Annotated in this window: 9 protein-coding genes; 5 read left to right on the top strand and 4 right to left on the bottom strand. The window is 55.5% G+C overall.

Annotation, left to right across the window (positions count from 1 at the left end):
- Window positions 1–18 precede the first annotated feature (18 nt).
- Complete coding sequence (locus tag ABLQ08_RS25210) at window positions 19–1539, bottom strand: ABC transporter substrate-binding protein (RefSeq protein ID WP_352948069.1); 1521 nt, start codon at window positions 1537–1539, stop codon at window positions 19–21.
- 34 nt (window positions 1540–1573) lie between these two features.
- Window positions 1574–2521 (bottom strand): N-acetylmuramic acid 6-phosphate etherase, encoded by a 948-nt coding sequence (gene murQ, locus ABLQ08_RS25215; protein ID WP_352948071.1) that lies wholly within the window; start codon window positions 2519–2521, stop codon window positions 1574–1576.
- Between the two features lie 281 nt (window positions 2522–2802).
- Between murQ and ABLQ08_RS25220 the strand changes: the two genes are divergently transcribed.
- The gene (locus ABLQ08_RS25220; RefSeq protein WP_352948074.1) at window positions 2803–3651 is read left to right on the top strand and encodes a MurR/RpiR family transcriptional regulator; all 849 of its coding nucleotides are present in this window, start codon (window positions 2803–2805) and stop codon (window positions 3649–3651) included.
- Window positions 3652–3765: 114 nt separating this feature from the next.
- Here the strand turns inward: ABLQ08_RS25220 and ilvA are convergent, their stop codons facing one another.
- Complete coding sequence (gene ilvA, locus ABLQ08_RS25225; protein ID WP_352948077.1) at window positions 3766–5022, bottom strand: threonine ammonia-lyase IlvA; 1257 nt, start codon at window positions 5020–5022, stop codon at window positions 3766–3768.
- 797 nt (window positions 5023–5819) lie between these two features.
- Between ilvA and ABLQ08_RS25230 the strand changes: the two genes are divergently transcribed.
- Complete coding sequence (locus ABLQ08_RS25230) at window positions 5820–6527, top strand: lipoyl protein ligase domain-containing protein (protein WP_352948078.1); 708 nt, start codon at window positions 5820–5822, stop codon at window positions 6525–6527.
- Window positions 6528–6687: 160 nt separating this feature from the next.
- Entirely contained in the window at window positions 6688–9642 is a 2955-nt protein-coding gene (locus ABLQ08_RS25235) for an NAD(P)-dependent oxidoreductase (protein WP_417714953.1), read from the top strand.
- Window positions 9643–9813: 171 nt separating this feature from the next.
- Here the strand turns inward: ABLQ08_RS25235 and ABLQ08_RS25240 are convergent, their stop codons facing one another.
- The gene (locus tag ABLQ08_RS25240) at window positions 9814–12195 is read right to left on the bottom strand and encodes a cytochrome P450/oxidoreductase (protein ID WP_352948080.1); all 2382 of its coding nucleotides are present in this window, start codon (window positions 12193–12195) and stop codon (window positions 9814–9816) included.
- 115 nt (window positions 12196–12310) lie between these two features.
- Here ABLQ08_RS25240 and ABLQ08_RS25245 point away from each other — a divergent pair, with 115 nt between their 5' ends.
- Together ABLQ08_RS25245 and ABLQ08_RS25250 are read left to right on the top strand one after the other, a co-directional pair.
- The gene (locus ABLQ08_RS25245) at window positions 12311–13063 is read left to right on the top strand and encodes an IclR family transcriptional regulator (RefSeq protein ID WP_352948083.1); all 753 of its coding nucleotides are present in this window, start codon (window positions 12311–12313) and stop codon (window positions 13061–13063) included.
- 378 nt (window positions 13064–13441) lie between these two features.
- The gene (locus ABLQ08_RS25250) at window positions 13442–14896 is read left to right on the top strand and encodes a hypothetical protein (protein WP_352948085.1); all 1455 of its coding nucleotides are present in this window, start codon (window positions 13442–13444) and stop codon (window positions 14894–14896) included.
- Window positions 14897–14913 lie beyond the last annotated feature (17 nt).

Below are 14913 nucleotides of genomic sequence, written 5' to 3' on the forward strand. Positions count from 1 at the left end.
TGATCTCCGACTTGAGGCCTACTTGTTCAGGCTCACATCAGCGAGGCCGAACAGCGAACCTGTTGGTGTCGGAACGAAACCGTCAACATAGTCCTGCGCCCCGGCATAGGAGTATCCGGTATAGAGCCAGACCCAGGGCGAGACTTCCGCGAGGTGTTTTTCGAAGGACTGGAAGATCTCTTTCCGCTTTTCCGGATCGGTTTCCTCACGGCCCTGGGCCATCAGGCTATCGAGGTCGTCATCGATGTAGTTGGCAACGTGCTGCAGGTTGCCGTCCTTGGTCCAGTACCGATTATACATGGTGTAAGGATCCGGCTTACCGCCGTTCAACGCCACGGCCATGTCGAAATCAGCCTTCAGCCAATGGTCGACATAGACATTCAGTTCCTTCATCTCAATCGTCAGATTGATACCGATCTCAGAGAGTTGTGACTGCAGAACCTGTGCTTCGGAAGCAGCAGTTGGCGGCTCTCCGGTTGCCGCCATGATGTTCATGTCAAAACCGTCGGCATACCCGGCTTCTGCCATCAGTTCCTTGGCCTTGCCCAAATCCTGCGTGTAGCAGAAGAGCTCATCAACCGGGGTCGCGTAAGCTGCCATGGTCAGAGGTCCGGTCACCGCGCCTTCACCCAGAAGGGCGGTATCGAGAACATCCTGCCGATCCACGGCACAGGAAATCGCCTGGCGGACTTTCTGCTCTGTCAGCGGGCCACGTGACGGGTTCAGCTGCAGCACGTGGTAGGAAAGTACCGGTGCCTTTGCGAGCTTGAGACCGGACGCCTGCGGGATCAAGGTTGCAACAAACGGATCGTTGATCAGGGCAAAGTCCACTTGCTTTGAACGCAAGGCAGCAAGGATTGCCGTTTCGTCGGGAAGCACGGATATATCGAGCCCGTCAATGGCCACCTTTCCTCCATGCCAATCTTCATTGGCAACGAGCTTGGCGTTCGAGTTCGGTGTCCAGCTTTCATACTTGAAGGGACCGGATCCGACGACTTCGGTGCCGATGGTTCCGGCATCAATAGCGCTGGCCTGCACAACAGCGGCGTTCACAGAAGCGAGTGCGGTCAGAAACGGTACGTTCGGGCCATCCAGATTGAAGACGACCGTCTTTTCATCCGGCGTGTCGATTGACGTAATCGCGGTGAAGTTCGCGCGGGCCGCCGAACCGATTTCCTCATCAAGAATACGTTCGAAGCTGGCCTTGACGTCGGCCGAGGTGACAGCCGATCCATCATGAAACTTCGCGCCATCATCGAGTTTCATTGTCAGAACCGTGGCTTCGTCGTTGAAGTCCCACGAGCTGGCGAGCGCCGGAACGATTTTCGCATCCTTGTCCAGGCGCACCAGCGGTTCATACATCAACTCAAGGAAACGGATCGACGAGAAGGCCGTTTGCTTGTGCGGATCAAGGCCTGTGGCGTCCTGCGACCACGCAACCTTGAGGTTTTCAGCCATTGCCGCACCGCCCAGCGCAGTGGTGCTCAATGCAACAGCCAAGCCGATCGTCTTGAGCGACCTGGTAATCATCTTAGACATAATGCGATCTCCCTAAATGGAAGGATTAGGCAATCTAATCCGTCAGTCCTGCGCGGATTGTTCCCCGCGTCTTGTCTATTGCTTTTCTCAATACGCCGCCGTTTTCCCTAAGGATTTCAGCGGCAACATCCCGTTTCAATCCGGTAAGTTTCATACAAATTGCGAGTTTTACGTCATTGTCGGCCTCGGCCAGCAGATCGGCAGCCTCTTCGGGCTCGACGCCTGTTATTTCGGACAGGATGCCGACTGCGCGGGTCTTCAGTTTGGAGTTTGATATCGACAGATCGACCATCAGGTTCTGATACGTCTTTCCGATGCGGATCATCGCCGCAGTCGTCAGCATGTTCAACACCATCTTCTGGGCAGTGCCGGACTTCAGACGGGTCGAACCGGTGACGACTTCCGGGCCGACGACCGGCGCGATGGAAATCTCTGCGTGCCGGGACATGACGGAGTTTGGATTGCAGGTAAGCGCAATCGTACGCGCACCAACTTCGGAGGCGTAATCAAGCGCTCCGACCACGTAGGGGGTCCGGCCCGATACCGCTATGCCGACAACAATATCCCGCCTGGTCAGCGAGGCAGCTTTCAAATCCGCGGCCCCTTGCGCTTCGCTGTCTTCGGCTCCCTCCACAGCATCTCGCAGCGCCTTGTCACCGCCAGCGATAATTCCGATGACCATGGAAGACGGCACCGAGAAGGTCGGAGGACATTCGGAAGCATCCAGAACACCCAATCGCCCTGAGGTTCCAGCGCCTATGTAGATCAATCTTCCCCCTGCCCGGAAAGCGTCGGCTATGACTTCGACCGCCTTTGCTATTGCGGGCAACTCGGCCTCGACAGCGGTCGCAACGAGTTTGTCCTCTGCATTGATCCGGCCAATCATCTCCGGAACCGGAAGCAGATCGATATCCATCGTGCGTGGATTTCGCGTCTCGGACACAAGACTGCGCAATGATCGGACGGACAGCGGATCGGACATTGGAACCCCTTGGTACTTTCTACATGATCCTTGACTTAATTATTCCAACAGTCAACGATTTGTTCAATTTTTTATTCCTCTTGTGTTTGGCAGACATTATATCATCAAGAATACCAAACATCATTTTTGACATATTTACAAAGGCTTGGAGATAACATCCTGCAGCGAAATCCCATCTTGCGAGCGATGCCTGGAATGCAACCATTCATAGAGAGAGAAATAGTTATTCCATTTGATTGCTGCTTACGGAATGATGAATCGGGATCTCACAAGGAAGCACCATGTCGATTCTGACAAAACTGAAGGGGCAAGTGGACAGCCTCACGACGGCCGAGAGGGCGATCGCCACATTTGTGCTCGCCTCGCCGGAAGAGATGATCCATCTGTCGTCAGCGGAGTTGGCAGAGCAGACCGGGCGCAGCCAATCAAGTGTCGTAAAATTCTGCCAGAAGCTTGGCTTTCGCGGGTACCAGGACTTCAAGGTCGCGGTCACAAAAGCTGCGTCGCAAACCTGGCAAGTGCCTGCGGGAGTGATCCACGGCACGATCGGCAACAGCGACCCTTACGCGACCATTTTGCAAAAACTGCTCGGATCGAAGATCCAGGCCATGCAGCAAACGCTTTCTGTCAACGATGAGAATACGGTTCAGGAAGCGCTTGCGGCTATTCGCGCCGCCCGTCGGATTCAACTCGTCGGCGTCGGTGCGTCCTCACTCGTGGCACAGGACTTTGCCTACAAGCTCCTAAAAATCGGCTACATGGTGCTGTTCGATGCTGACAGCCACATTCAGATTGCCAATGCCGCGACGCTCGAGAAGGGCGATCTGTGCATAGCGCTTTCCTATTCCGGCGATACGCTTGAAAGCCGGCGGATCGCGGAGACGGCACACCAGAAGAACGCCACCCTCATTTCGGTCACAGGCGTGCAACCCAATCGGCTCGCCGATCTGGCGGAGATCCAGCTCTACATTGTCGCCGAGGAACACCAGGCCCGAAGTTCAGCGATTTTCACCCGCGATGCCCAGCTGGCCCTTGCAGATCTCCTGTTCATACTGCTCATTCAGTCTGACAGCCGGGCCAACGCCCTGATCCATGCGGCTGAGGAAGCCGTTTCCACGCTGAAGACGTGAGGGACGAGACCGTTCGTTGCCGAGTTAAGTGTGGCAAGTCACGAAAGGCCAACAATCGGAGCGTCAATGCTGACCGACGTTGGTCGCCATTCAGGAGCGCGTTCGAGCGCTCTATCAGATCACGAAATTGGCAATGGCCTCGTTATAGGTGATGTCTTCCCATCTGACATCGGAACGATCAAAACTCTCGTGAAGCAACTGGAAGTTTTCCGGCCGTTTTGTCTCGATTCCAAGCAACACTGAGCCGAAGTTACGAGCCGATTTTTTCAGATACTCGAAGCGGGCAATATCGTCTTCAGGACCAAGCAGGGACAAGAAATCCTTCAAGGCGCCTGGTCGTTGCGGCAGCTGGATCACATAATATTTCTTCAAACCTGCGAACTTCAAAGCCCGCTCCTTGACCTCCGGGAGCCTTTCAAAGTCGAAATTGCCGCCCGAAATGACGCAGACAATCTTCTTGCCGCGAACCTGTTCCACCGGCAGACGGTTCAAGGCGTCGATTGCAAGAGCGCCCGCGGGTTCCAAAACCACTCCTTCAATATTGAGCATGTCAATCATGGTCGCACACACGCCGTCGGTCGGCGCCAGCACGACTTGCTCGGGGGAAAATTTGGAAAGTTGTTTGAAATTCTCCTGACCAATCTGCGCAACCGCAGCACCATCGACAAAGTTATCGACTCTATCGAGACGAATGCGCTCACCAACCAACAGGCTCTCATGAAGGCTTGGCGCCATGTCCGGTTCAACGAGAGTGAACTCCGTCTTCTCGCCAGTCTGCGCAAAGTACTGCGTGATGCCGGCAGCAAGTCCACCGCCACCAACCGGGAGGATCAAACGGTCCCAGGAGTATCCCTCCGGGCTCTGCTCGAGGATTTCCTTGCCGACGGTCGCCTGCCCCAGGATGATCGTCGGATGATCAAAGGGCGGCACCATCAAACCGTTTTCTGCTTCGCAATACTCCATTGCGGCCTTGTTGGCGGCGTCAAATCCATCGCCGAGCAATTTGATGTCGACCAACGGAGCTCCGAAGGATCGAGTCTTCTGGATCTTCTGCTGTGGTGTTGTCAGCGGCATGAAAACAACGCCGCGTTTGTTGAAGTGGCGGCAGGCGAAAGCAAAACCCTGCGCATGATTGCCCGCTGAAGAACACACGAACAATGAACGGTCGGGATCCGCCTCCAGGGCTTCCCGAATGAAGGTGTAGGCTCCACGAACCTTGTAGCTTCTGACAGGTGTCAGATCTTCGCGTTTCAGCCAGATGTCAGCTTGATGAAGATCGGACAGATACTGACTGTGCTGAAGAGGTGTCGGCTTAAGGACGTCAGACAAAAGCTTGTGAATACGTCTGGTGTCTTCTGCAAATTGGCCCACGCTACTTACTTTCCTTTGTTTCATTCAGATGCCGGTGTTCAATCCGGGCGTTCCATCCATAAGCGTTGTTCCGGAGCAGTGTTTCCACTGTCTCAAGCGGAAAAAACTCAGTTCTGAGCTCCAGGTTCGACTCTCCTCGAAAAGTGAACAGAGATCGAGCGTTATTCTCGTCGCAATTTCGTGAGTTCCCGAATTTCAGACCTGAGACGCATTTCAATCTCCCTGGACGGCATGCCAGATGCCGTTCGCTCAAGGACAAGGTTTTGCTCGCCTTGTGTCCCAAATCTGAAACCTCCGGGTTCTCGAGATCGAAGCAGCGAGAAAACGGAAAGCCAATCCGGAAAGAACCACGCCACTCCCGCCGCCGCCGGCATGAGAGCAAGTTGCAGCGCAATCCACGGAGCAAGGCGAATGGGAAATGCGATCGCAATTACCAGAACAACCAGATGGCCTATGAAACCTGCCAGTATCAAAGCCAGGTAAGAATTCCTAACCCGCTCCACCAGGGCGCCTCCCGTTTGAAAAGCTCACTCGAAACAGCCTCCGCGAGCTCCTCGCAACACACGAAGTTCGGTCTAAAAACCAAAGCGTGCCTGCACGGCCAAACAAGACTGAAGGTTCAACTTTGATGGGAGCTGCCTGGCATTCGGGAAACCTTTTCGTTTCCGACGCTGAAGTGGCGCATTTCAAGTTTAATGCGGAATCGAACCCAGTCTGTCAATCAAATAGAGATCGCATTCGAATTCTGATCGCCAGCCAGGTTGCGTCGCGTTGTCATTTGGGCGCGGATTGACTAGATGCTCTTAACTGGAAAGAAGAGCCTGCCGTGGAGAGGACGACATTTGGTAGATTTCCTGGATGCCGGAGAAGCACTGTCACGCGAAATGGAACTTCTGGACCATGTCAGCCACAATCCGGAACACCGGCATCTTTGGTTCTGGGAATCTCCAAGATGCCTTGTTTCCCCGAAGAACTTGACCAACAAACCGCAATTCGATGAAGCCTCGCAACGCCTTGCTGCGGAAGGTTGGCCGGTGAACTTGCGCAGCACGGGTGGTGACGTCACACCACAAGGCACAGGTATTCTCAATGTGTCCCATGTCTATGCCACCCGCCCGGGCAAGCAAGTCGACCTGAAAGAGGAATATGACCGGCTGTGCACACCGATAGAAAAAGCACTGGGGAGCGGTGCCAGCAGGGGCTGGCAACCCGGAGCTTTTTGTGACGGTGAGTATAATGTGCAGCTGAACGGCCTGAAGTTTGCCGGCACGGCCATGCGCATTCGCCGCAGCAAGGCTGACCGGAGCAGAAACGCCATTCTGGCACATGCAATCATGCTCATCGACCCGGTCTCGATCGAGGCCATTGATGCAATCAACCGTTTCTTGAATGCGCTGGGCGAAGAGCGACAGATCGATCTCAGCGCCCATACCAGCTTGCCTGGCGGCTATCTGAAAAAAGATTTCGTGGCAAAGCTTACCGGCGCATTTGAAACATGCGTGTGAAACCTGATCGGATAAGGCGAAATCCACCTGTTCCACCACCCGAACGGGGACCTTGAGGACGTATTTCGCTAGAATCTTTTCGCAAATTCGACATTTTCCCTGATCCGACCACACTAATTTGGCCCCAGATTTAACGTCCTCTAGCGAACTGGGATTAGTCGTGTCCGATCTAGCTGCACAACGCGAACACTGCATTGAAGTAACCCGCAAGGGCCCTCCCGCGCGTACCAAAAATCCGTTTTTCGGCGTCGGTCCGATCACCGACATGGTTCTGGATGATGCGGAGGGCCGCAAAAACACATTCGCATTCAATCGCTGGCTGGAAAACACCTACCGAAAGCTGGACGACAAGGGCAACGACATAGGCCCCTTCACCACGTCCGAGATTGGCCGCTCCATGCACCGCGGCTACCCGGCAGATGCGATCCTGCTGGACATGATGCATCACATCCACCGCTATTTCGGTTTTCCGAAGGCCAATCAGATCGCCGTTGGCCTCGGCGGCGGTCACAGCGGCTTCACGGTTGCGATCATGCACCTGATGAACCCGAACCTGGATGGGCAGAAGCTTTTCGTAGACACGCCCAAGCCGGAATCCGACGATGCAAAGGCCGGCGGATTTTTCCGTCAAAGCTGGGGAACACAGATCCTCGAACTGCAGCGGTTCGCGGAAAACGGTCATGAAGACAAAGTGGTTTTTGCCGATCGCGAAGGCACGATTCCAAGTGCTGACGAATTGGAAGCGATGAACATCACCCTGTTTGTCGGGGTCGGCCACGAAACAACCGGAGCGACCACCTACACGGAAAAGGAAGTCAGCTCGCTGCTCACCTGGCTGGAGCGCGATCCCGACAACCGTCACGCGATGATCGACGCGACGTCCATGCTGGGCGCGATGCCATGGTCGCAGGACGTTGTCGAGGCCTTCATGTCCAAGTGTTGTCTGTTCACACCGTTCCAGAAAGCCATTGGCGGCATTTCCGGTTACTTCCTTGCTTCGTTCACTCCAGCTGCGATGCAACTGATCGAAGACAATCAGAAAAACCCTGCCTGGGCAATCGCACGGCAGCTGAAACTGGTCGTTCCGAAAGACGCGAAGAAACCGCTGACCGGTGAAAAGACCGTTGGCCTCGGTCCTTTCTACGATCCCGAAACCAACAAGATGACTGGTGGTGTCATCAACACCTTCTCGTCTCTCGCGTTTGCCGAAACAACCTATGGCCTGCTGCGCGTTGAAAACATGTTCGGCCCGGTCAGCGTCATGAACCAGCGCTCGGCTGCAAACCGTCAGTGCATCAACGATTGGCTTGCTGGCCAGACCCTGCTGGAGCCGGGTGTCGACGCCGCGGACAAGCGCGGCGCTGCGGTCACGCTTCTTCGGGTCAACGATCCGGATATCACCGACGCCGACATTCACAACCGCATCATACTGCGCTCCAAGCAGCTTCTGGGGTATGAGGGCCTGACCCATCCCAACGGCTGGCACGAAGCGGGCCTGGATGCAGCCCGCTACGTCAATGCCTTCCCGGGAACTCCAGGAGACTACCGGGCATGGATCGGCGGGATCCGCGACAGCGACGATATTGTCGCCCTGCTTGAGAACATCTCTTACGCCTACAACCGCGCCAAGATCGTGGTGCTGGAAGAAATTCTGGCCGAAGCCGGAACAGCTTTCGAAGTCGAAGCGAGCGGAGAAGCAAATGCGCGCAAGGACGACCCGAACCGTGCCTACCGCATTCTGGTCGCCGATCTGGTCGGTCTCAAATTCGACGCAGACGGCAAACCTGACCCGTCTGAAGTAAAAGCTCATGTCGAAGCCCAGGGTGGAACGTTCACGCTAGGCGGTTGGGACGGCGCAGATCTTCCTGCCGGTCAGCACTTCTTCTATCTTCCCGACCTGAGCACGCAAGAAGAACTGACAGCGGCCTGCTGTGACGGCCAGTATGACGCTGTGATCGCAGCTGCGACGTTCTTTCCCGAAAATGCAACTTTCCCGGAAGGCGGCGTGCGCATTGGAGCCGGCACCGGCAACATGGCCTGCACCAGCTGGGGTGGCGGAGACGGCTCAGGCGGAGCTGCACCGCTGATGAACACCCCAAGCTTCAACAGTCGCGCAACCGCGCAGATGGTGATGAAGTCGCTGCTGAAAGTGATGCCGGATCTGGACGTTGCCGAAATGCACGACCGTGTGGTCAAAGGTGATTTCGACACCGGCAAGCACCTACGCGATTACCCGACCGAGAAGCTGGAAGGCAAGCGGATGGGTGTGATCGGCTACGGCAATATCGGCCGCGAGGTTGCAAAACTCGCCAAGGCCTTTGGAATGTCCGTTGCTGTCTACGCCCGCGAGCGTCACAAGGACTGGATCGAGTCCGAAGGCTTCATCTATGCCGCGTCCCCGGAAGAGGCGGCAGCCGGAGCAGACGTGCTTTCTCCGCACACCGGCCTTGGCGCCAAGGGTGCAGACGGAACTTTCGCCAATGCCGGACTGGTAGGTGCATCTGTTCTGAACGCCCTGAATGACGGCGCGGTTCTGGTCAACTACGACCGTGGTGAGGTTGTCGATGCGGAGGCCCTCGGTGATGCGTTGGCAAGCGGCAAAGTACGCTATGCGGCGATCGATGCGGACCTTTTTGTTGCGGAAGACGGCAGCCTCTTCGGTCCGATGGTGCCTTACCGTCCGCTGATCGAAAAATTCGCTGACCGTCTGGAGCTGCTTCCCCACGCTGCAGCGGACACCGAACACACCTCACGTGTGGAAGGTGCCAAGCAGGCGGTGGATCAGATCCTGTCCGCCATTCGGTATCGCAAGGTCATCAACGTCAAGGGCGATGTGCCCGAAGGCTACACCAGCGGCGGTGCGCAAACCGTTCCGGGTGTCGGTGCGGTGTCCGGCGAAAACATCGAAAAGGCCGCCGAAGACACGAACGCACTCAAAAATCTGCGTGATGCGTCTGAGACGCTCGCCGCAATCTGGGGTGCCATCGAAGCAACACGCGATCCGGTGAAACGCGCGGAACTGATCGCCCGTCACGGAAAGGATCTCACGCTCGCCGCCAATATGCTGCAACGCGAGTGCGATACCTTCGGCCTGAACGGCCGTTACGACGGCTGATTGAAGCAAGCATTAGGGGGCCGTGTCGAGTTTCATTCAGTCGAAATTCGACATGGCCTTCCGCGTTCCACTGTGATCGCTAAACATGAGCACTTGGGGCGGCTTGCCTCTGGGTGTTTTTTGCCTATGCTCAACCGCAGACACTCCCAAGCCACTTCCCGGAAGAAACTCCTAAAGCGCCAGCTTGATCTTGCCTCCGTTTTGGGAGCGTGAGCAGCAGGCCATCATGCGGCTGTTCTCTGCTCGTTCGGAACGCGTCAACACCATGTCGCGATGATCGATGTCGCCATCCAGCACCTCGATTTCGCAGCTTCCACACAGGCCCTCACAGCAATCAAAGGAAACATCTACCCCGGATGCCAAGAGGGCATCGAGCATGGTTTCGTTTGCGGCGACGTTCACAGCAAATCCAGAATCTTTCAACTCGACTTCGAACCCGCTTTCCTTCTCGGGATCAAGACCGGTGCTGACGGCCGAGAAATGCTCGAACCGCAATGTCACTCCAGGCCGTTCCGCGGACAGGTCTTCCAGGGCGGAAATCATGCGCTGAGGACCGCATGCATAGATTTGCGCTCCATCGGACAGGTCGGAGACTAGCGCCGTCAAATCGGCACGTTGCCCTTCATCTCCGGCATGAATGGTAACCCGATCTGCATGGTTCTCATTCAACCGCCTGAGAAGCGCCATGCTTTGGCGAGAGCGCCCGCAATAGTGCACAGCATAATCCTTGCCCAACGCCTTGAGCCGGTCTGCCATCGCAAGGATTGGAGTAATCCCGATACCACCCGCAACCAGAAGATAGGTTTGAGCGGTTTCGTCGAGCCTGAACAGGTTGCTCGGACCACGCAAGCGCAGCTGCATGCCTTTACTCACAGTTTCATGTATGTGACGCGACCCACCTCGGCCTTCGTCCTCGCGCAGGATCGCAAGATTGTATTCGGCCACATCGGCATGGCCGCAAAGCGAAAACTTGCGATCAAAGCCGTCAAAGCACAGCTCGACATGAGCGCCGGCGCTCCAACGCGGTAGAGGCCTGCCCTTGGCGTCTTCAAGTGTCAGTCCGATGATCCCGTCAGCTTCCTTCCGCACATCTGTCACCAGCACCTTGCGGGCAATGTCGCGGCGAGAGGGAGCTCCGACTGCAAACCGATGATCATTCTTCGAAATCCCGGGATCTCGCCGTTCAGGATTGAGTTCGGGATCCCATTCGACCCAAACGCTGTCCGGGCCTCTGAAAGAAGTTGTCGGCAGATAGGTGAATTCTTGCTCGGCAAGGCGCAGATGCGGAAGCCTTCGAGACACTTCTTCCAGGAAAATACGCATCTCCATGCGACCGATGTTCTTGCCCATGCATTGGTGACTGCCATAGCCGAAGGTCAGGTGATCGACCGCATTGTCGCGGTAGATGTCGAACTTTCCACCATCTTCGAAGTACCCGTCGTCCTGATTGCCCGACGCCTGGACGATGAGCAGTTTGGCCCCTTCAGGCAAATCCACACCTCCCAGCCTGACAGGTGCTGTCGTCTGCCTGCGCCAGGCGACGATTGAGCCGGCATAGCGCAGGCATTCCTCGACAGCATTCGGGATCAGACTGGGATCTTCGCAGATATCCTCCCAGGCCTGCCGGTGGTTCAGCATCGTCTTGAACATGTTTGCCGACGCCAGCGAAGTTGTTTCATGTGCTGCGACGATAATGGCCATCATCATCGAATGGACGTAGCTGTCGGTCACTATGTCCGGAAACTCTGCATTCTTGCGGATTGTTTCATGCATCCAGCCGGTTCCATCCGGCTCTTTTTTCATCTTCTCGATGATCTTTCCCGCGTAATTCCAAAACTGACCAACGTCATGCGCAACCGCGACCTGCCGTTCATCGGAAGGTTTGCCCCAGGTGTTCACGGCGTGAGCAACGGAGAAATTGCGCAGTACAGCGATATCGTCTTCCGGAACACCGAGAAAATGGAGTGCGACATTCAACGGCACTTCGTAGAGCATCGCTTCAACCAGGTCGACACGCCCGCTGTCGATAAAAGCGTCCACTTTCTCACGGGTCAGCCTGCGCACCATTTCCTGCTTGGCTTCAAGGTTTTCGGGAAGGAAATGGTCCATCAGCACGCGGCGGCGTTCCATATGTGCCGGCTCGTCCTCATTCACCAATGTCCGGTTCATGGCGTAGCCGTAGGATTTCAGAACCTCCATCGCCTCCGGCGTCGCAGGGGCAATCTTCTCAAGAACGTTTCTGGGAGAGAAAAGGAGGTTGTCGCGGAACACGGCTTTGATGTCGGCATAGCGGGTGACTACCCAATAGCCGAGTTTCGGGCTGAAGAAGACGGGATGCTGTTCGCGCGACCAACGCAGCGCTTCCGCTGGATCCACCTGATAGGGCCCGGAAAACGCGTCGAACTCCGCAGCTTTTTGTGAGAAAGGGCACTGACTGGAGATTTCTTCCTCTGCCCGATCGTCCGGCTTGTTTGCCGGAGCAGGCTTGCCCTCGAAGCGGGATGCAAAGTCAGAAGTTCGCTTCCCTTCCCCCTCATTGACAGCGCGTCCCATGTACCATCCCTTAGCTCAATTTACTTATATCGCACAAAAATGTGCATTATGTTTATAATGCAAGCTTCTGCTGCGCGGTCAAGTTACACTTCTGAAGTTGGCTCTGCCGCTGACCGTGCTTCGACCGCGATCTGGACCTCGCCACGCCTGTAGATGGAGAACTTTGTTGAGCAAACGCGCCGAACCCAGGGGAAATCTGCTGCAAACCTTGCGGAGAGGAATGGAAACAATCAACTTCATAGCGGAACATCCGGGAGGCGTTTCAATCGCCCAAATTGCAGAAAACCTGCAAGTGGATCGCGCAGTGGCGTACAGGATTGTCGCAACGCTCGAAGCAGATTCCTTCATATCACGCGGTACGAACGGCAATGTTTTTCTCGGAGGCGCACTGCTGGCGCTTGCCGCAAGTCTCGAACCGCAATTGCGCTCCATCGCGGAACCGGCCTTGCGTGCACTGGCAGAGGAAACGCAGGCAACCGCCTTCATGTCCGTGGCGCGTGGCATGGACGCCGTTGCAATACATGTTGCCGAAGCTGAAGCCGGTCTCATACGTGTCGGTTATCGGATAGGTAGCCGACATCCTCTGGTGCGCGGCGCCGCAGGAATCGCAATTCTTGCAGGACGTCCTGAAGCACCGAACGATTCCGAAGACGTTCTCCAGGCACGACGGGACGGTTACAGCATCACCAGGGGTCAGTTACAACGTGGCGCGGTCGGCATAGCCGCACCTGTGCACTTTACCAAGCTGAAGCACTCTGGCTTGGAGGCCTCCATTGGTGTGGTGGCTCTTGACGATCTCGATACGCTCAAAGTCGCCCCCCTTGTCATCGAGTGCGCACAGATGATTTCCGAAAGCCTTGCCGGATAACCGGCTACACCTCTCCGGAACGTGGATCTTGTTGCGCATCTGTTTGGTCAGGAGGCCCAAACGAGACAAAAACCCGATAAATTACTGTGACTTGCATGATAACCCGGCTGTTACCCGAGCACTGATAGGGAACAATTACCGACAACCCGCCGCCAAACGACACCTGGAAGTTGTGGAAAGCTGATTTCCTGTCCCATGACGTCTTCAGAAAGGTCATGAAGCGGTGATCGAATGCATGTTCCTGAACGCAAGCATCAAGCTCAAAAACTATCAGCGCAATCTACGAAACGATCTCCCGCCTCCAAAATTATGCGCTTTTTCGAAAGTGCAATGACAAAACAACTATCAGTTCCACCAATTGAAATTGCAGGAAAATGCATGGCTCATGAAACCGTCTTTGCCGGTCTCGCCACATCACGGAAGCGTCGTGAACACATGACGCGCAACAGGCTCGGAAAACGAATGACGCCTCTGGCCATTCTGGCGCTGCTCACCGGCTGTGCCTCGACCGGTGATCCCTCCGGATTGTTCGACTATTCGGAAACAACAACAGCGAAAGCTGTCGAACCTGCTACAGAATCATCGTTCAAGGGACGCACGGAAGAACCGAAGCCCAAATCAGCCGAGACTCTGCTGGGAAAACATCAATCCGGAAGCGAGTACACGGTTCGCCCTGACGTTGCCAATACCGGGAGGTTTTACGTCTATTCCTTTGAAACTTCATACGGTAATTACACAGTCACCGGCGATGCCTTGGCCCGCAAACACATCCAGGAGCTTATCGCCCTGGCCGAACTCAAGAAGTTCAAGCGGTCGGATGAGCTTATCGAAGGCGTAACGGAATCGGTGACGGGTCCGGTGAAGGCGGTTTACGGCACTGTCACAAATCCAGTCGGAACGGCAAAGGGTTCTTATGAAAAAGCAAAACGAACAGTAAAATCCGTCGGCAGGAATGTTGCCTCAGCCAGCGAGTACGTGACGACTTTTGGCAAACCGAAGAAAGAAGCGCCTGAACGGGAGTCGGACGGCTTCATTGAAGGTATCTTCAGCCGTCCCAGCGTCAAACGGGAACTGGCGCAGGAGCTGAAAGTCGATCCCTATACCCACTTCCGTCCACTCTCCGACAAGCTGGATGAAATTGCCTCTTTCGAGGCCGCCGGAAGCTTCGGGGTCAACACTGCAGTTTCATTCGTTCCCGGCGCCGGCGGAATGGTGATTTCCGGATTGCAGACGTATGAAACGGTGACCGATCAAGCGCTTGACCGCCCTCCAAAAGAAATTGCCGCCGTCAATCTGGAACGTCTTCAGGACGCAGGTGTTCCGGAAGAGACCGCGAGAAAGTTCCTTTTAAGTGAAAAGTTCACACCGACCGAAAAGGTTCTGGCTGTCACATATTTTCGTAGCGTAGCATCCGCCTCCGGCGCACCGGCTTTGATCGAACTTCTGGCTGAAAGCCGGTCACGTTCCGATGCCTATGCCGCATTGCAGGCCCTTTACTACACTGCCAATCACGGCCCGTCGGGCCAGAAGCCAACGCATATTGCGGTCACTCGAACAATTCCGGTGCTGACGTTTGATCAGAACAGAAAGATTGCTCTCTTCGCCTATGACGAACTGAGTTGGACCGTGGAAAATGCGACACTGGTCCAGTCTGTTCAGCAGTTTGCAAAAGCCGGATCCAAGTCTCGGACAAAGCTGGAGATCCACGTTTCAGGAGACGTCACGTCGCTTGCGAAAACTCAATTGAAGAGAAAGGGCTGGGCAATCGTTCCCAACATTGCCGAGCGCGAAGCTGAAAAAAAATCGGCGGGTCTTTCGCAATCAGATCAATGAAACGCCTCTCAACCTGC

The sequence above is a fragment of the Roseibium sp. SCP14 genome (assembly GCF_040329475.1).
Taxonomy (GTDB): domain Bacteria; phylum Pseudomonadota; class Alphaproteobacteria; order Rhizobiales; family Stappiaceae; genus Roseibium.